This is a genomic window from Saezia sanguinis (genome assembly GCF_003991585.1).
Taxonomy (GTDB): Bacteria; Pseudomonadota; Gammaproteobacteria; order Burkholderiales; family Burkholderiaceae_C; genus Saezia; species Saezia sanguinis.
The window spans coordinates 45,980-64,735 of sequence record NZ_PQSP01000007.1; the positions used below are offsets into that span (position 1 = coordinate 45,980).

The following is an 18,756-nucleotide window of genomic DNA, read 5'->3' on the forward strand; positions in this document are numbered from 1 at the left end:
TAAACAGTCTGGGCGCTGCGGTGACCCAGCCACAGCAAAGCCATGCGCAGGTTATGCTATGCTGGCCGATCACGCACAATGGATACCGAAGTGGAAAGCAAAATGGATATACCGCAAAGCATGCAGGCTGAACTGAGTCGCTGGAACGATGGTAAAGGCATTAATCTGGAAAACTGGATCAGATGCGAAGGCTCATTCCCGCTGGCGGTCGGATACGCCAGCATTTTCTGGCCGGAGTTCGTGCAATGCCATGGTTACATTGTGCGCAAAGGCATTGCTCTTGAAACCATCAGAGGCTTTGCCCACCAGCAAGGCAGCACCCGCCGGTCGGTTGAATAGGTGGTTAACCATCTGCATCTTTATTATCTGCATAACCCCGGTGATGAAGATCCTGCCAAAGACGTATTGCTGGCGCTGGGCAATGTGCTCAAAGAAATTTATACGGCCAAACTCAAAATGCAGTTTCCCGACCAGCCGTGCGAGGTGGAGTTTTATATTCCTGCCCAGAATGACGATCTCGACTCCTACCAGATATCGTTTTGGCAGACCGGTGGGGAAAACATCCCCGCCACAATTCCCTGAATGTTTGAGCGCCGCGCTAGCGCCAACCCGCTCGTGAAGCCGTCACAAACCCAGCAGATTATCTTCGCTTTGCGGGTTTTCAAACGTCGGATTGCGTCCCGGATCTGCTGGCGGGTCGGCAGAATCAGCCGCATCAGCAGGGTTAGCAGGATGAGCAGAGTCACCTGAAGATGCATCACTTTCTTCATCTGCCAGCTCCGGCTCCTGCGCCTGTACATCATCGGCCGTGGCCGCATCCTCTGCATCAGCAGAAACAGGCTGCGCATCTGCGCCGCCATGCTCACGCTGCCAGGTGGCACTCACCCACACCGGCGGGTACATGCTTTCAAATATCGCAAGGTCTTCATCGTTATCCATCAGCCGCTGCGACCCCGGACACGGCCCACGCTTGATCGTGACCACACCATCGGCATCCGGGCGCTCATACAGCACCATCATCTGCCCCGCATAAAACGGGTAATTCTGCTCTTCCAGAATCGTGCAGCGCGGCGCATCACCCTGGTTGCAGTTGACCACCAGCCTGGCAACCTCCAGTGCCTTTAACGCATCGACATTACCGCTGTAAACTTTCAGCACCTCAAAGCGGCCGCCCCGTTCATCCTGACGTGCACCGGCATAAACACGGCCATCCACCGGCAGTTGCTGCACCATGGTCATGCGCACCAGATACGACTGTGCCGCGTTGCGCTGCAACGTTGCGGCCGGCACACAATGCAACTGGCTTTGTGCAACAGCAGCCGTGCCCAGCAACAGGCCCAGCACACCAGCCAGCCCCAGCTTTAACCATTGGCTGAAACCGCGCATTGTTTTATCTTTGATCTGTACATTGAAAACCATGGCATTCACCTCATCACACCCCGCAGGTATGTATACATACCAAAATGTACCACGACCGATATGTTCACAGGCAGACTTTACAATTTTTTACAAGCGACCATCTGCATGGTGGATGAAAGCACGGGGCGCAACGTTTGATGCTGTAACAACCGTACCGGCAAATACAACACCACCGCTCAAGACTCCAGCAACACAGCCTGGTTATCGTGGATGTAACACGTGAACAGATGCTTGTCTGCCGCAGCAACCGTCTCAGAACCAAAGCGGTACAACTCATGTGGATTTTCCAGCCTCAGCAGCACCTGCACCGCGCAGGCCTGTGATGGACTGTCGCCGGAGCGATGGCACAGAGTTTCACGCCGGCGCCCGTACATGGCATCCCACCGGTTTTGGCCGTCATCAACAGGCTCGCGGACCTCATTCACCTCATCCTCCAGTGCCGGGCTGGCAATCTGAAAATAAGTGCAAAGCGCCTGCGCAACCAAGTCCCCCTGTTCGCTGGCATCCATACCCCGCATGCTGATTCCGCCTGAGCCCAACGCCTCCTCCTCAGCACCGGACTCCTGAGCCCACGTTTCAATCGGCTCAGGCTTTGTTGCCCATAGAGTGCTGCCCAATGCGGCAAAGCTGCTGCCCCCTGCCGGAGCGGCGGTATTGTCTGCATACCTGGGTGGCACGCTTTCCGGACGGCGTACGCCATCCATACGCCGGGGCTGGCCCGCTTTCACGCCGTCATCCGGCTGCTCCACAGAGGTCACCCTGAACAGGTTGCAGAAAAAGAAAAAGTCATTCTCCTCATTGGAAACGCGGTACAGCATTTCGGAAAGCCGGCTGTCTGCGCCATTGCGCCAGCATGCAAGCAAATCATGCACCGGCTTGACACCATAAATCTGTGTACCGATGCCCAGTTCCAGCCCGCATTTGCGCAAAAAATCGTAAATAGAAACCGTCTCCGGCTCATCATCCGACAGGTAAATTGTGATCTCGCGCTCATTAAGCTCAATGCGGGGCTTGACCGGCATGCCGGTGCCCACATCCACAAACGTGGTTGACAGTTTTTTGCGGATGCGCGAGCGGCCCAGCTCCACATAAAAAACAAACTCGCCGCCAACCAGCGAGTAATGCGGTTTTTTCCGCAAACAAAACCGCACATGCGCACGCGCGGCCCAAAACCCGATACAGCACAGTTCGCTGTCTGCGGCCAGCTCATCCTGCAAAGCCTGCAACGCGCTGACCTGTGCATCATACAACTGCCTGCTGCCAGAACCATCCAGCGGATTAAACGCCAGGTCATACCAGAATGCCTGAGACTGCAATAACTCCGCCCGCCACACCGGCTCTCCCGCCAGCGTCAATGGCACCTGCGGCACCTCGTCACTCAAAGCAGGTTCCCGCCGTCCCAGGTCGTATACACCGCGAGCCATTTTTATCCCCTTGTCTGAGCTTGACATCTGTCACGTTCGCTTTTCACAATAAGCATAGCGTATTTTGTATTCAAATGGAATTTGAAGACCACTCGGCGCCCATACACCTTCTTCACAACCAAGGTCAATCTGTGCAGCGGTACATGACAAACCAGGCGATCACCCTAGCGTTCCAGCGATATTCAAGCTCACCGCTCAACGCCACCGAGGCTCAATCGTGCCCGAGCCAATGCTGCGCTCGGATGCATCGCCGAGGTACTGCGCCTCACGCGCCAGCTCGCCATCACGCGTCCACCAGCGCCATGGCCCAATACGCTGCCCCTGCTGGTAAAGCCCTTCCAGCCTGAGCTGCCCATTTTCGTACCAGTGTGCCCAGGCGCCCTGCTGGGCACCGCTTTCATAAACACCTTGCTCCATTTTCTGACCATTGTTAAACCACAGTACCCACTCCCCCTGCCGCAGCCCCCTGTGGTACTGGCCCTGCCCGGCCGGCACCCCATTGCTGTACCAGCCGGCAAAACCGCCTTCGTTCGCGCCCTGGTCATAATGCTCCTGCAACATCAGGTTGCCATTTTCATACCACATGCGCCACTGTCCCTGGCGCTTGCCCTGCCAGTACCCTCCCGCAATGGCCTGCCGACCATTGGCGTACCACAGCACATAACTGCCATGCGCAGCCAACTGGTTCAACCATGCATATTGTTGTTTTACCGGTCGCGGTGCAGGCAGGGTTGCAGTCACATCTGCCAGTTGCAGCAACACAAACGGCTCTGTCAGTTTGATTTCAGCCTGCATATCGGAATAGTTGTCACCATCGGCTACCGGCAGCTCTGCCAGATCCATTCCGTCCGGCAATGGCTCACCAGCACGCCTGATCTGCGCTGCCCCGGCCAACCGATCAGGAAGTACACGCGGCCCGTCACCCACCTGTTGTGGTGGCTGCGTTTGATAAAAATCCTGCACCCGGTAACCCTGCCGTGTCGTCTCCAAAAAGCGGCGGTAATATGCAGCATTAACCGCGACCACGTCTCCTGGCTGCCAGGGTACATTCATGAGTGCCAGTGCCAGGCTATCGTATCGCCGTTCAACAGGCGTTGCCATTGCCACCCCTGATGCCAAGTCAGGCAACAACACTTCTGAAGGCCCCAGCCCTGCAGCAGCATGCAACTGCGTACCGGGTGGCGGCAAGGGTGAATCATCCCCTGCAACAGCATCTGTAGCAGATAGAGCAGTTAGAGAAGCCTGCGCATCTGCAAGCACAGCATCCACCGGCTGTTCCTGCGGCTCTGCCGGGGTTGGCACCGAAGGCCGCTGCGCCGGTTCATGCGCATTCTCCACCACAACTCCGGCCGTACGCTGCGGCAATTGCCAGGGCCGCACCCTGCCCGACTGTGTCAGCAACTGCATCTGATCACAGCCGCTTAACACCAGCGCCAGCAGCAACAACCATCCGCAGCACACCCGGCCATACAGTACCCGTGCGCGGGCCCCATCCATATATACCTGCTTTCTCATGCCTGCATTTTAAAGTACCCAATCTATCCACAAGCATTTTGAGCAACCCGCTCTTACAGATCTGTAACTTTTCACATAAAAACAACTTCCCTCTCTCTGATCTGCTGCACAAACCCTGTATTTTTAATCCAGCATTGCACAAAAATGCAGCATTCGTCTCCTAAAATTCGGCCTGAAGACTTTGTTATCAAAGCTTCAGATAGAGCCTGTGCTAAAAACCATATCCCGTTCTGTTGGCTCACAGTTCATTCCCCAATTGTTTTTTATATTGCTGAATATCATGAGCGCCAAAAAAGAAGACAGTATCCAAAAACATTTTGCCAAGTCAGTGCTGTTATGCCTGCTGGCATTTTTCCTGATCCCTGTGATATCACTGGTATTCACCCAGCATGGGCTCAACACATGGGATTCTGAATTTATCGGAAGCGTCATGTCACGCTCCCGCATGTCTTCGGCTGAAAAAGAGGAACTGCGCACCTTCCTCACGGCCAACCCGCCTTCCAAAGCCTGTGCCGGCCCTGTGCTGGACCCTGTGGACAATAAGCCGCTGTACAACTCCAGGGTTTGTGCCCCTTACGCTGAACGCTGGCAGTTTTATCAGGTGGGCCAGTTGTCCAAATGGCTGATCATTGGCGGCATTATCGGCGTGCTGTTCATTGCGCTGCTGGGCCTGATCGCATTTACCAACCGCAAGCTGCAATACATCAGCTTTGTCACCGGCTGGCGGCTGCTGATTGTCGCCTGCGTGGTTGAAATCATTGCCCAGGGGGTGATCATTACCTGGCTGTCTTTTTGGCTCACGGCATTTTTCTTTAACAGCTACGTGCCCAAACTCATTCTGGTCATCGGCCTGTTTGTCGCTATCGGGGTGTTCTATGCGCTGGTGAGTATTTTCAAACGCCTGCCCCCCATCGGCGATACCGAAGGCGAACTGCTCAGCCGCATCGATGCGCCGGCATTATGGGCACGTGTGGACGCACTGGCCAAAAAGCTCAAAACCCAGGCGCCCGACCAGATCATCGCTGGTATTGACGATAACTTTTACGTGACAGAAAGCCCGATCAAGATTCAAGGCAAAACGCTCAAAGGCCGCACGCTGTATATCAGCATCCCCTTGCTGCGCATTCTGGACACCAGCGAAGCCGACAGCGTGCTGGCGCACGAGCTGAACCACCTGCGCGGCGGCGACACCACCAACAGTGCCGCATTGGGGCCCAAACTGTTTCAGTACGACATGTACTGCGCCATGATGTACGACAACGGTGCCACCCGTCTGGTTTACTATCCACTGCACCTGTATCGCCTGATATTTGAATTTGCGCTCAAGCGCGAAAGCCGCCAGCGCGAATACATGGCCGACCGCACGGCGGCCAAAGCCGTATCGCCACAGGCCATCATCCACTCACTGGTCAAAATATCGGCCTACTCAAGCTACCGCACGCAGACAGAAAACCAGTTGTTCTCCAGCAACCAGCGGCACGATGAGCGTATCGGCATCTCTGATCGCGTCGCCAGCGGCCTGCATGACTATGCGCGTTCGGAAAACTTTGTTCAGGATATACAGGCCGGCCATGTACCGCACCCGTTTGACTCGCACCCGGCACTGCCCGAGCGCATGAAAAACGCCGGCTACAACATCAGCCCGACACAGTTTGGCGATATTGTGACACAGCCTCCGATACAAACCTGGGTGGACCTGATTCCCGTTGCAGCACAGATCGAGCAGCGTCTGTGGTCCAAATACGAGCAGGATTTTGGCAGCCAGCATGAACATGTGCTGGCCTACCGCTACGAACCGGCCAACGCGCAGGAAGAACAGATTGTGCTCAAATACTTTCCGCCAGTAACGTTTGAACTGAAAAAAGGCCAGTCCATTCAAATCACTTACGCCGGCATTGTGCAGCCCAAAACCGGCGAGCTACTGGGCTGGGATATGGTCAAAGGCCTGAACTATACCGATGGCTACGGCAGTGATACCCTCACCATCACCCACCCGGAAAAGAAAATGATCGGCAATAAAACCACCGCGATCAAACTGCCCGGCATTGCCAAACAGCGCGACCAGTTTAAAAACACGCTGGGCATGTACTGGGAACGCCATCAGGTCATGCGCGCAGAGCAAGCCGCTGCGGCACAGGACAAGCAGAACGAACCTCCTTCTGCCGCATAACCATACACCATGCCCATCATGCATCAGGCCCCTGACGGGGCCTGATTTTTTGGACAGCTTACTTAAGTTTCGCAAGCAAAAAAGAAATTGCTCCTGCTTGCCTGCCCCTGGGCTGCTAAGCTGCTAGGGTGCCGCCGGTGCCGGTTCAGCAACAGCGGGCTCAGTCGCGGCAGGCTCGGCAGTCACTGCGGGTTCCGCAGCAGCCGGCGCCGTTGCAGACTCATGTGCAGGTTCAACCACAGGTGCAGCAGGCGATGGTGCATCTGTCACCTGAGATGCAGGCGCAGGTTCGGCCGGCTCAGACAAAGGCTGCGCAGCAGGCCTGGTCATCGGGCCATATTCCAGCGGCACCCAGGCATAAGCCTGCCCGTTATGCCGCACATGGCCCAGCCCCGGGAACGGCAAGTGCGCGCCGCCCACCAGCCAGCGCTCGTCTGCCGTTTTGGCAAAAACCGCGCGCCTTGTGGCTACTGCCTGCTCACCGTCCACATCAAACACCATAAATGCCTGCGGATGCATGAACTGCACCGCATGGCTGTGCACCACATCGCCCCACAGAAAAATATGATCTGGGCCCGAATTGAACAGATAACCAACATGGCCCGGCGTATGCCCGTATGCCGCCACCACATCCAGGTCCGGCAAAATCACATCTCCAACATTGAACGTTTTGAAGCGGTCATTGGCCCGGTACGGTGCCACCGCAGCCCGCGCGCCCGCAAACACGCCACGAACCTCCTCAGGCTGCTGCTGTGCAATCTCCTCACTCAGCCAGTAATCGGCCTCACGCTGTGAAGCATAAACCGTTGCGTTGGGAAACTCCGCCTGCCCGTCACGCGTCAGACCGCATGCATGGTCAGGATGCAGGTGGGTCAGCAACACCACATCAATCTGCTCAGGCGTAAAACCTGCTGCACGCAACTGCTGCGGCAAGTGGCCCACCGTATTCCCCATGCAACCGCCGCTGCCGGCATCCACCAGCACCACATGTGCTCCTAGCGACAGTACATAGGCATTCACCGCCGTCTGCACCCCGCTGGCATCATCAATGAAAGCCTGCTGCAACAGTGCATGCACCTCTTCAGGCGCCATGCCCTTGACCAGATTGGCCCCCAGACGAACATGCCCGTCATTGAGCGCAGTCACCTCCAGGTCACCCACCATCACGCGGTAGTACCCCGGAACCTGCTGGCGCGGCTGCGCCGCCGTATCAGCCATGACTACCGGGCTCAAAGCCAATGCCAAAGCGCCTGCAATGCCACCAATCCACTTTTTCATAAACACCCCCAAACGTTGATACCCAAACCACCAGCCGTGCTCACCATACCATGGTTGCGAATTCAGATTTTAATTAGCTTAAATGTTCCCCGCACGCCGTGCAGGTAAACAGCTTGGCATCGGCCAGAAAAACCAGATGGCATCCGGGACACTCCTTGCACGCAACCTGCTGCGCCACCGCGTCAACCGCTTCTTTGGCCTGTGGCTCAGGCATACCTGCATTCACCAGCTTGTTAGTGATCATCTGCAGCGGCATTCCGGCTGCACCATCACGATACACACTGCGCAGCAACTGCTGCCCGGCCGATTCCTCCAGCACCGATGTCTGGTACTCGCACTGACACTGCTCACACTGAACATAGCGGCCAAGCTCACGTATTGGGAATGTCGGAATAAAAAACAATGTGAAATAACTGGCAACCTTGAGCAGACGGTAATTCCGCTCTCCATTGCAGTTGGGGCAAAAAAAGCGCCCGTGCCCAGCCTCTTTGGTACGCCCCTTGGTGCCAAAAATAAAAATCATGCATTTCCCCTTTGTTGCCGTCAGGCACCGCCTGACCATTTTGATTCAGCAGTATACCTATACTGCCAATTTATGTGTGTTCATCTGGCAACCACTTTGCATGTGTCAAATGGGCGGCAAATTCAAGAAATCTACTGCATCTACAGGTTCAAAAAACCCCCTTTTAGATCTGGTAACATGTATCTGGCCACCGGTAAGCATCAAATGGTTATCGCCCAACTGCGTCATTACAAACCGGCTTCTTTGATGGTACCCTGATAATATATCAGACCATTTATGAGACAACGGATTCCAAAGCATGATATGCGGCGTACCGAAACCACCGTCCTGTAACGCTGCAACCCGGCCATCAGCTAACAACAATATATAGTCAATTTGCCTAAAACCAGAAACCACTTGTTCCCAGCGATCATTGGCAGTATCGTATACCTCCATTACACCTTGCCACTGCCATTTACGCCCCTCTATTTCCGAATTGCCCACCCGTATTTTGACAGCGTCACTATTATTGCCCGTGACAACCACTCGACCATCAGGCAATAACAAAGCTTGCGTATCTGCGTGTGTTCCGTGCATAGACGCCACCTGTTGCCACGCACCAGTAGATGGATCAAACACCTCAACTGAATGCAGCAACGTATCATCAGGGTAAGAAGTCGATCCCCCAGCCGCCAACACCCGCCCGTCATCCAAAAGTGTCAACGTGTGGGCACGACGTGCATCATGCATCGGTAAGGTTTCCTGCCACTGCGCTTGTGCTATATCTAATATAAAAGCCGAGTTTTCACTGCTCTTTGAATGATGATTATCTGTGTTTCTCAGGATACCACCACTGACCAGCAATTTGTCTCCTGCCATCAAGACAGCAGTCGAACCGAAATACACTCTCTGTTCCGGCCTTGCCCTGGCTTCAGCAATCAACAGCGGTCTTTGCTGCTGGTACACAGCCCCCTCTAGCCAGCCCTGCTCTCCTGCTTTCATAGGAGAAGCCGCCAGCCAGCGATCAGCCTGAATGTCATAAAGAAATACCTGGTCCATCAAGGTCCTGCCAAACCGCACATGGCCATATACCAATACTCGCCCATCGTTCAACTGCCACATATACTCAGGAAACATGGGTTCAGGCATATCAGCAACACGCCGCCAGAACCGATTTTCCGGATCATACATTTCTGCCGAACTCAACATGCGCGCACTATCAGGAGTTCCTCCCACCGCCAGTACCCTGCCATCGCGCAATGTTAATGCTTTATGCTCAAAGCGCGGTACACACAACGCAGAATAATGGCTTTTAGGAGGAGGATCGCGGGAAATGGAAAACACCACACAACCAACCACCAGCAGCACAAGCAGCAGCCATTTCAACGCAAAAATGTGATAGCCACCCTGAAACGAAGCCTCCTTGCCCGCTGGTATGCTGGATGCCATTTCATTGTTGATTTGATAGACTTTCATGTGCGGCTACCCTGTCTGTTCAGTCCGTATGCTCAATTCATATGTTTGTCGCGGCACATCATGGTTCCAACGTCAATGCTTCCACCGAACTCAGTCCGCCGGAAAGCGATTCTCCTCCAACCACCAGCAAACGCCCATCGGACAGTACAGTCGCGCTGTGTCCCATGCGCTCCTGCGTCATGGCCGCTCCCACACCCCACCGGCGGGCGACAGGATCATACACCTCCACGCTTGCCAGAGGGGCATTGACACGCATCACAGGCGTTCCACCACCCACAATCCAGACGCGCCCGTCACGCAACAAGCTCGCCGTATGCTCGGAGCGAGGTTCCAGTAAAAATCCCGAAACATCCCATACAGATGCACCACGATAAAGCTCCGCTGTATTTCTAATTTCTGGTCGGGACGTCTGTGCCTGCGACTGCCGGGTACCCATTCCTGCTGCAACCAGAACCGCCCCATCCTCCAGCAACGTAGCCGCGTGCATATAACGCGAGTCAAACATCTCCCCGGCTGGCTGCCAGACGTTTTGTATCGGATCATAAATTTCCGCATGACTCAAAGCAATCTCCATATTCCCCTGTATAGTCACCCCTCCAACAACCAGCACACGTCCGTCAGCCAATATAATAGCCGTGTGCAACATGCGTGCTTCATGCATGGCTGCGGCTGGCAACCAGCGTCTCTGCTGCGGATCATACAGCTCAGCACTGTTCAGCGCGACAGGTCGGCCACCTTGTGGCTGTGCCCCGCCCATCACCAGCACCCGGCCATCGTGCAACAAAACCGCCGCGTGCATAACTCGCTGCTGCGTAGCCGATGAATCCACTATCAACCATTGCCGCCGCTCTGGCTCATAAAGCTCAGCCTGCACCGCTGTTGAGCGGGTGTCTGCCACTCCGCCAACCACCAATACGCGACCGTCCTGCAAACGTGTGGCCGTATGAAACAGGCGTGCCACTTCCATATCAGGTAAGGGTATCCATGTATCTTGTGCAGGCACATACAGTTCAGCACTGGCATGTGATCGGGCAGGCTGATACCGTTTGCCCGGCAACATCCCCCCAACCACCAGTACGCTCCCATCTTCAAGCAGCGTAGCCGTATGCCGGGAACGTGCAGTCTGCATCGGTGCCAGTGTCAGCCATTGCCCTGCCCGTGTATCGTCAGGGCGGTCAACCCTGCTCTGTGCCAATGCCGCTGCCCCACTCAATACGAGCATAAGCGCCAACATCCAGTCCATCACAAAACCACCCCATACCGCGAGCTGTCCGCACTTCGCGGGCGGCTTGGCACAATGGCACTCCATCTTATGCGATGTAGATTTTTTTAATGCCCATGCTTTCTGCCCCTTCCACTGTGTTGCATTCAATTTATTTCTCCTCATACAATAATGCAGGCAACGGTGTACCATCCGAGCCAACCCCGCCAATCACCAACACACGCTGATCCGGCAGCAGCAGTGCATGATGCCCTGCCCGTGCCTGGGGCAAAGGCACACCGACCTCCCAGCGTCTTAAAACCGGATCATATATTTCCACAGCAGACAACGCCGATGACTGAGGTGCCTGATCATAGCGAAGCTGTTGCGCCCTACCTCCAGCCACCAGCACCCGTCCATCAGCCAGCAAGGTAGTGGAATGATTCACCCGAGGCTGTAGCATAGGTTCCCCTTCCTGCCATTTCCCGCTGGCCGGGTCAAACAGTGCACACGCACCGATAACCTCTGCATCGTCGCCGATTAAATCCATTTTCCCGATGCCCCCTGCCAGCATCACCCGGCCATCATGCAGCATTGCCTGCCCGAATTTCTGCCACACATGCTTCCATGGCATCGCCTGCGTCCAACGTCCCTCTTGCAGATCGTACATCAGCACAGACTCACGTGCCATGCGCATATCCGATACGCCAAACAACCAAACGCGCCCATCCTGCAACAACTGCAGATGGGGTGCAAATACTGTTGCCTCATCAGCATAAGGAGAAATCTGCTGCCAGAGCCTGGCAACCGGATCATAAATGGCTGCCATCCCCATGGGTTCCCCAACAGCACCTCTCAATAAGCGACGCCCGACGACCAGCGCTCGCCCGTCAGGCAAAGCCACTGCACCGTGAGGCTCCATCGCGTGTGGCGGCTCCACCACTGCCCAGGAGTTTTCCTGCGGGTCATACACCTCCAGGTGCTCCACACTGTATGGACGGCCATCGCGCATCTGCATACCGCCCACCACCAATACATGTCCGCCGATTAAAGACAGCGCCTGATATCCATAACGTGGTTCATGCATCACAGCAACAGACTGCCATTGGTTTGCCTGCTGGTCATAAATCGCTGCCTGCTCTTCAAAACGCGGCGGTTCATCGCCGGCCTTTCTGCTCCCCAGAACCAGCACCTTACCACCGGCCAAGCCACTGTACGCCCCCGGCTGGATCAATACCGCTGCATCTATTCTGGATATCACCGGCAAAGGCGTTACCGGCTCCCAGTGTCCTTGCTGCTCTTGTCGGCATCCCCCCATCAGCAACACAAGGACAAGTGCCAGCAACAGCCACGCGCATGATCTCCGCCATTGCGCATCCATCATACGGACGCCCCCAAGACACTCCCCGACCCTGATATGACGCGCATGACTTTTCCTTTATTCACCCACAATAAATTCATTATACACAGTTATTTCTATAATTACAGAAATTTAATTAGAAAAATGTGAGACCAACAAGCCCCGCAATCTGCCCTTGCTTCAAACAAGACAATACTTAAGCGAAAATATGCCGCAACAGCAGCATAAACACCTGCCTTGCCAAAGCACTTTGCGCCAAAAGACTGAGATATACCCCCATTTCACCAGACCGTTAAGCAACCCGTTAAGCGTACCCATGCCTCCCCAAGCCTCTTGTGTTTTGCTATACTCAAAGTAAAAGCATTGCTCTCTCTGCCTAGTCATCGGTGGCTGGCAGCGGGAAACAGCAATATGCATTTAACACAAGGAACCAGAGACATGAGCACCAACAAGCCTGCACACGGCACCACAGAAGACAACATTGAAATTCAAAAACTGTTTCATGCCCTGAAAGTCGACCCGCTGGCCTGGGCCAAATGGTATATGGAAGAGGCCAACAAGCGTCGCCGTCCCTCGGAAATACTGGCTCAGCACCGCCAGGAAGCTATTCACATCATTGAAGAGCACAAAGGCCTGAACCCGCGCGTATTCGGTTCTGTTGCGCGGGGGGATGACACCATCAACAGCGACATCAATATCATGATTGATGCGCAGGAGTGCTCCATGGTCGACCTGGGACGCATGCGTACCGACTTGCAAAAGCTGCTGGGTGTACCTGTCAGCCTGATCCCGTCGGATTTCATGTTCCCGCAGATTGAGCAGGCAACCACCGTACAGACCATTCCGCTGGACAAATTCCCCAAGTAAATCAGCCCTGCTTTTCACTGATGCCGAAACAGTGTATCTGTTTCGGCATTTTCATTTGCAATAAGCCTCTTTGGCACAGCATGCCTTGCGCCACCAGATCATACGGACATAATTCGCAGACATGTTATGCTTGCCACAGCGCTAACCGAAGGGCATGATTGATATGAGCAACAAACTGATCCGTGAAGTCAAAGGAAATGAGCTTTTAATTGACGCGCTGGCACAGGCAATCATGTCAGGCCGGCCATTCCGGCAAGCCACAGACTCTCCTTATGCTTTTATACTGGCTGACGACGTAGAATGCCTGGGGCTCCATGTGCTTCAATATGTTTTAGAACAAAAACCGTTTGACCTACAGAAGTGCACCGCATTTTGTGACCTGTTCAGAAAGCACACCCATGAGAGTTTATATGCGCTCAGTAGTGCATTTTCAAAATGGACAAACCAGCATGTGATACAGCCCTATTTTGACTGCCAGAGCAACGGCTGGAGAAAAACTTACACCGTCAAGCCGGAAGCTAAAACATCGGTAGATCCAAGCGTTTTGCACTTTCTTTGTTACATGGCTATTCACTATTTGAAATATGGCGCCAGTTTTGAAAGCATTACCGCTGAATGCTATTTCGACTATGTTTGCCAGCTTGGGGGTACGGCGTTGGTCGAACAGCTCAAACAAAATGGCTCGGGTACGCTGCCGCAAAAGTTAACCCGATATTACGACGACGATATCGACTGTACCGCCAACGACGTGACAGCATGTATCAGCATTCAGTTACACCACGATACACAGCAGGCTTACCGAAAAGCGCTGCAGTTCATCATTACCCTGTTCAAAGAAACCGATTTTCCGCACAGCTACTACATTCAATTCAACAGTCCGAATATCTCTTATCTGCCAATAGAAGACCTGCCGCAGACCGGTGCCCACGCCTTGTTTGCCGGTGCAGTGCAGTATTCTGATTTGCATCCGCTGATCGCTGAATATGCGAACACCGTCATGCGCATATGGCATTGGTATACCGACCTGGAAGAACACGATGCCAGCGCGATGCCGTCCACCTTTGCCGTTTTTGCGCTTGGGCTGGCTGGCAGGCAATACTTCCCTCTTGTCAGCCGCTACATGCAAACCTGCGATGAAGAGCACCAAACAGTTCAGCCGCCATTCACCACGGCTTTCATTGGGCAATACGGCATAGACGCGCAAAGCCTTGCCGTATTCGTTGACTGCATTTTGTCTATGGAAGAACATCCGCCTGTTGAAGGCGTTGCCCAACTGATGGCGAATACCACCTGTTTACAGGATCTGCTGAAAATCAAAAACGATTTCTCAGACCGCCTTCGCTACAAAGATCTGGACGAACGCACACGCAATGATGCTGATGAATTGAACAGTCTGCAAAACATTCTATGGGAACAAATCTGTTACGCCATTTGGGGCTTACCCGAAACATGGCCGGATATCATTGAACAGGCTCCGCCACAGCTCCGGCCACTGTACCAGCAGATTTTAACCACTGCCGATGACGAATAAACCACAGAAAATCCGGCTGCATATCCTTGCTCCTTCTGCCCTTGCCTGATGCACGCAGCAGGCTTATCCATGGCCGGTTAACCCCACTTGCCAAAAGATACAACCCCAAACCAATATCCCAGGAATACAAGGGCAGATTGCTTGCAAGCCAAAAAGCAGCCCTTAAAATATAAGGGTAAACCCTTTATTTTCTATGGCGCCATTCTGCTTCTGGCTGCACTGCCTGGTTCACATTTGGAAAACACAGCCAAGCATATTCTAAAAAGCAACCACAAAGGTTTACCCACAGCGTCTTAAAAAGTTCTGCTTTCTATCAACTTACAACATATCGCGTAAACCCTAATTGACGAAAAATCCGTTTTTTAAATTCGCAGAGGTTTTACCTCGCTCTGCGAATTGTTCTTACCTCTTTTCCAGAGTCCGTCCTAGGATATAGGTTTTCAGTCAACGCAGATTCAGACAGAATACGTTCATCTTGGCTGTCAATGGCCTGTGGACACTGTTTTCCCGGTACATCTCAGCACAGAAAAGACCCCTTGCACCTTCACCAACCCGTCAGGCCTGCCCTGCGGATGGCTATTTAGAATGTTGTGCCATTGTGCTGACCATCTGCCAATGGCATTCAAGGTGCCGTTGGCGTAAGTTATTTAAAAAGGATCTGTTATGGATGTAGGTACTCCCCTCATCATTACCTTTGTGCTTTATATCGCGCTGATGATTCTGATCGGACTCATCGCATACCGTTCCACCAACAACCTGTCAGACTATATTCTGGGTGGCCGTAAATTAGGTGGCCTGGTAACCGGTTTATCGGCCGGTGCTTCTGACATGAGCGGCTGGCTGCTCATGGGGCTGCCTGGTGCGGTATTTGTATCCGGTATTGCCGAAAGCTGGATTGCCATCGGTCTGATACTGGGTGCATGGTGCAACTGGCTGTTTGTTGCCGGGCGCCTGCGTGTGCATACCGAGTACAACGATAACGCACTGACGCTGCCGGACTACTTCACCAGCCGTTTTGAAGACCGCTCACGCATCCTGCGCATCATTTCGGCACTGGTCATTCTGATCTTCTTTACCGTTTACTGTGCTTCCGGTGTTGTCGCCGGAGCCAAACTGTTCAACTCCACCTTCAACATTGATTACTCCACCGCACTGTGGGTTGGCGCTGCAGCCACCATTTTCTATGTGTTCATTGGCGGCTTTCTGGCTGTCAGCTGGACTGATACGGTGCAGGCCACGCTGATGATTTTTGCACTGCTGATCACCCCGGTCATGGTGATACTGGCCATTGGTGATTTCTCTGGCACCATCGAAACCATCAAGCAGATTGATCCGGACAATATCAACATGTTCAAAGGCATATTTGATAACGGCTTCATTCCGGGCATGGTGATCTTCCTTTCGCTTGTTGGCTGGGGCCTGGGTTACGTCGGGCAGCCGCATATTCTGGTGCGCTTCATGGCGGCCAAATCAGTCAAAACCATGAAAAGCGCCCGCCGCATCGGCATGACCTGGATGATTCTGTGCCTGGCCGGTGCGGTAGCCGTCGGGTTCTTTGGCATTGGTTACTTTGCCCAGCATCCGGAACTGGCCGGCCCGGTTACCAATACCGTGGCGGGTGACAACAAGCATGAAGCCATCTTTTTGGAACTGGTCAAACTGCTGTTCAACCCATGGGTTGGCGGTGTGGTGCTCTCCGGCGTGCTGGCTGCGGTCATGAGCACCCTGAGCTGCCAGTTGCTGGTATGCTCCAGCGCCCTGACAGAAGACCTCTATAAAGGCTTTGTGCGCCCCAATGCCAGCCAGAAAGAACTGGTCTGGTTTGGCCGTGCCATGGTGCTGGTCATTGCGCTGGTGGCCATCGCCATTGCCTACAACCCGCAAAGCAAAGTGCTGGGACTGGTTTCCAATGCATGGGCCGGGTTTGGCGCATCATTCGGCCCGGTCATTGTGCTTTCGCTGTTATGGAAACGCATTACCCGCAACGGCGCACTGGCCGGAATGCTGGTCGGCGCACTGACCGTGATCGTCTGGATTGCCAATGACAAATTCGGCACCGGGCTGTACGAAATCATTCCCGGCTTCCTGTTCAGCTGCATTGCCATTGTGGTGGTCAGCCTGATGGGTAAAGAACCTTCCGCATCCATCCAGAAACGCTTTGAAGAAGCAGACCGGCAATACAAGCTGGAAAAATAAATACCAGTAAATAACATTTACTGCGCTTTACCATCTTTTCCAAAGCTTTAAAGCCCTGGCAGCAACAGTTGCCGGGGCTTTTCACATGCCAAGCTACACCTTGCTTCAAACAGCCGGCGCATTCAGCTTTATCAATGCAACTGCATCCACTCTTCCCGCGTGATTTCCCAGACTTGGGTTGGCAATACCCCTGACACATAACGCTTGTCTGTCATGCCGATCTGACGCATGCCGCTGTGCTCGGAAATTTTGACAGAAGCCACATTATCAATGGCCTTGTACACACGCAGGCGCGGCTTTTGCAGCACCTCAAACCAGAACGCTGTCACGCAGGCACAGGCTTGTGTCGCCAGCCCCTGGCGCTGCCATGGTGGTGCAATCCAGAAGCCCCGGTTTTCATCTTCCCTGTCATGCAGACTGATCACGCCGATTAAATCGGCCGGCTGCCGTTTGTGCCGGATAGACCAGTACCAGCCCCGTCCGGCCGCCACATCCGGCTGCACAACATCACAGATAAACCTCTGTGCACCATCGGCCGGATAAGGCCATGGCACCACATCGGACAAAAACCGCACAATGCCCCACTGTGGAAACAATGCCTGCACCGCCGGTGCATCTTCGGGCACCAGCGGATATAAGCATAACTGCGGCGTTTCAAGTACGGGAACAGGCATACCGAAATAATCCTTTTGTGAATGTTGTAACGCCAGCGGCAAAACAGGCATATACACAGATGCAGTAAATACAAAAAAAGAGCCGTCAGGCCCTTTTGCTCTCATAGCGCCAAAAGGCGGACTCAGTCCTGCGCCTCGTCTTCTTCAGGCTCCGGCTTGATCGCTGACTCTATGCCCTGTGGCTTTTGCACCGGTTTATACAAACTCCAGTTCAGTGCCAGCACACATGCAATCTCCAGCATGTAAATCGTCGTTGAAATACCGTGCAAGGCACCAAAAGGCAAAGCACCAGGCCCTACATCGCGCGCATGCGCCACCATCGGAAACACCACAAACTGTCCGACAATTGCCAGCGCCAGCGCCGCCAGCACCCACAGCATGGGCGCATTGGGCGTATTGAAACCGGCACGTTTATTGACACGCCGCACCAGCAGCAAAATAATGGCACCCAGCGCCAGGCTGATATAGGCTGTAATGGCAAATGTATCACCGGCAATGGTGCCGGCAAACTTGCGCTGATCTGGCAGCATTCTGAAAATAACCGGCGCGCTCACATAGCCCACGCCGATCATGACACCGGCCCACAATCCGGCCAATGTCGCAGCCAGGTGCTGCAATTTCATTTGTAGAACACTTCCAGAATTTCAAAGCTGCGCAGGCCGCCCGGTGCCTGGTATTCAGCCACATCACCGGCCTCTTTGGTAATCAGCGCGCGCGCAATCGGCGAGCCAACCGAAACCCGGCCTTCTTTAATATCGGCTTCATCTTCACCGACAATCTGGTACGTCACATTCTTGCCCGAGTCCTGGTCTTCCAGCACCACGGTGGCACCAAACACCACCCGGCCATCTGCCTGCAAGGCCGATGGGTCAATCACCTGTGCCTGTGCCAGCTTGGACTCAATCTCGGCAATACGGCCTTCGATAAAACCCTGCTTTTCCTTGGCCGCTTCGTACTCGGCATTTTCTGACAAGTCGCCCTGTGCGCGTGCCTCGGCAATCGCCTGCACAATTGCAGGACGCTCCACGCTCTTCAAGCGCTGCAGCTCAGCTTTCAACAACTCGGCCCCACGTAATGTCAATGGAACGGTCGCCATAACACTGTACTCCTCAAACAAAAATCAAATTCTTCATCATCAAAAAG

At 54.0% G+C, this 18,756-nt stretch carries 17 protein-coding genes; 6 read left to right on the forward strand and 11 right to left on the reverse strand.

Annotated features, from left to right (window positions below; translation table 11 throughout):
• Positions 1 to 102 precede the first annotated feature (102 nt).
• Complete coding sequence (locus CUZ56_RS11495; protein WP_126980545.1) at positions 103 to 339, forward strand: hypothetical protein; 237 nt, start codon at positions 103 to 105, stop codon at positions 337 to 339.
• The gene (locus tag CUZ56_RS11500; RefSeq protein ID WP_126980546.1) at positions 340 to 582 is read left to right on the forward strand and encodes a hypothetical protein; all 243 of its coding nucleotides are present in this window, start codon (positions 340 to 342) and stop codon (positions 580 to 582) included.
• A 42-nt stretch (positions 583 to 624) separates the two neighbouring features.
• Here the strand turns inward: CUZ56_RS11500 and CUZ56_RS11505 are convergent, their stop codons facing one another.
• The 3 genes from CUZ56_RS11505 to CUZ56_RS11515 form a co-directional block, all read right to left on the reverse strand.
• Complete coding sequence (locus CUZ56_RS11505) at positions 625 to 1,419, reverse strand: hypothetical protein (RefSeq protein WP_126980547.1); 795 nt, start codon at positions 1,417 to 1,419, stop codon at positions 625 to 627.
• Positions 1,420 to 1,595: 176 nt separating this feature from the next.
• Complete coding sequence (locus CUZ56_RS11510; protein ID WP_126980548.1) at positions 1,596 to 2,843, reverse strand: hypothetical protein; 1,248 nt, start codon at positions 2,841 to 2,843, stop codon at positions 1,596 to 1,598.
• A gap of 195 nt (positions 2,844 to 3,038) precedes the next feature.
• Positions 3,039 to 4,340: a toxin-antitoxin system YwqK family antitoxin gene (locus tag CUZ56_RS11515; protein ID WP_162615333.1), complete on the reverse strand. Its 1,302-nt coding sequence runs from the start codon at positions 4,338 to 4,340 to the stop codon at positions 3,039 to 3,041.
• A 298-nt stretch (positions 4,341 to 4,638) separates the two neighbouring features.
• Between CUZ56_RS11515 and CUZ56_RS11520 the strand changes: the two genes are divergently transcribed.
• The gene (locus CUZ56_RS11520; RefSeq protein WP_126980550.1) at positions 4,639 to 6,528 is read left to right on the forward strand and encodes a M48 family metallopeptidase; all 1,890 of its coding nucleotides are present in this window, start codon (positions 4,639 to 4,641) and stop codon (positions 6,526 to 6,528) included.
• A gap of 123 nt (positions 6,529 to 6,651) precedes the next feature.
• Here CUZ56_RS11520 and CUZ56_RS11525 read toward each other — a convergent pair whose 3' ends face one another.
• The 5 genes from CUZ56_RS11525 to CUZ56_RS11545 all read right to left on the reverse strand — a co-directional run bounded on the left by CUZ56_RS11525 (position 6,652) and on the right by CUZ56_RS11545 (position 12,369).
• On the reverse strand, positions 6,652 to 7,806 hold the full coding sequence (locus CUZ56_RS11525) for an MBL fold metallo-hydrolase (protein WP_204250892.1): 1,155 nt from the start codon (positions 7,804 to 7,806) through the stop codon (positions 6,652 to 6,654).
• Between the two features lie 73 nt (positions 7,807 to 7,879).
• On the reverse strand, positions 7,880 to 8,329 hold the full coding sequence (locus CUZ56_RS11530) for a zinc-ribbon domain-containing protein (protein ID WP_162615334.1): 450 nt from the start codon (positions 8,327 to 8,329) through the stop codon (positions 7,880 to 7,882).
• Positions 8,330 to 8,434: 105 nt separating this feature from the next.
• Positions 8,435 to 9,694: a Kelch repeat-containing protein gene (locus tag CUZ56_RS11535; RefSeq protein WP_162615335.1), complete on the reverse strand. Its 1,260-nt coding sequence runs from the start codon at positions 9,692 to 9,694 to the stop codon at positions 8,435 to 8,437.
• Between the two features lie 148 nt (positions 9,695 to 9,842).
• Positions 9,843 to 11,006, reverse strand: coding sequence for a Kelch repeat-containing protein (locus CUZ56_RS11540; RefSeq protein ID WP_162615336.1), 1,164 nt, complete (start codon positions 11,004 to 11,006; stop codon positions 9,843 to 9,845).
• A 151-nt stretch (positions 11,007 to 11,157) separates the two neighbouring features.
• Positions 11,158 to 12,369, reverse strand: coding sequence for a hypothetical protein (locus CUZ56_RS11545; protein WP_126980554.1), 1,212 nt, complete (start codon positions 12,367 to 12,369; stop codon positions 11,158 to 11,160).
• Positions 12,370 to 12,783: 414 nt separating this feature from the next.
• On the opposite strand from CUZ56_RS11545, the gene CUZ56_RS11550 reads away from it, so the two are divergent.
• From CUZ56_RS11550 to putP, 3 genes are all read left to right on the forward strand, one after another.
• Positions 12,784 to 13,212 (forward strand): nucleotidyltransferase family protein, encoded by a 429-nt coding sequence (locus CUZ56_RS11550; RefSeq protein WP_126980555.1) that lies wholly within the window; start codon positions 12,784 to 12,786, stop codon positions 13,210 to 13,212.
• 163 nt (positions 13,213 to 13,375) lie between these two features.
• The gene (locus CUZ56_RS11555; protein ID WP_126980556.1) at positions 13,376 to 14,743 is read left to right on the forward strand and encodes a DUF6138 family protein; all 1,368 of its coding nucleotides are present in this window, start codon (positions 13,376 to 13,378) and stop codon (positions 14,741 to 14,743) included.
• Positions 14,744 to 15,406: 663 nt separating this feature from the next.
• A complete protein-coding gene (putP, locus tag CUZ56_RS11560) occupies positions 15,407 to 16,939 on the forward strand; it encodes a sodium/proline symporter PutP (RefSeq protein WP_126980557.1) in 1,533 nt (510 codons plus the stop codon).
• 131 nt (positions 16,940 to 17,070) lie between these two features.
• On the opposite strand, the gene CUZ56_RS11565 is transcribed toward putP, so the two are convergent.
• From CUZ56_RS11565 to greA, 3 genes are all read right to left on the reverse strand, one after another.
• The gene (locus CUZ56_RS11565) at positions 17,071 to 17,613 is read right to left on the reverse strand and encodes a GNAT family N-acetyltransferase (RefSeq protein ID WP_126980558.1); all 543 of its coding nucleotides are present in this window, start codon (positions 17,611 to 17,613) and stop codon (positions 17,071 to 17,073) included.
• 122 nt (positions 17,614 to 17,735) lie between these two features.
• Positions 17,736 to 18,236 (reverse strand): DUF4149 domain-containing protein, encoded by a 501-nt coding sequence (locus tag CUZ56_RS11570; RefSeq protein ID WP_126980559.1) that lies wholly within the window; start codon positions 18,234 to 18,236, stop codon positions 17,736 to 17,738.
• The gene (greA, locus tag CUZ56_RS11575) at positions 18,233 to 18,709 is read right to left on the reverse strand and encodes a transcription elongation factor GreA (protein WP_126980560.1); all 477 of its coding nucleotides are present in this window, start codon (positions 18,707 to 18,709) and stop codon (positions 18,233 to 18,235) included. The genes CUZ56_RS11570 and greA overlap by 4 nt, the downstream gene beginning before the upstream one ends.
• Between the last annotated feature and the right edge of the window lie 47 nt (positions 18,710 to 18,756).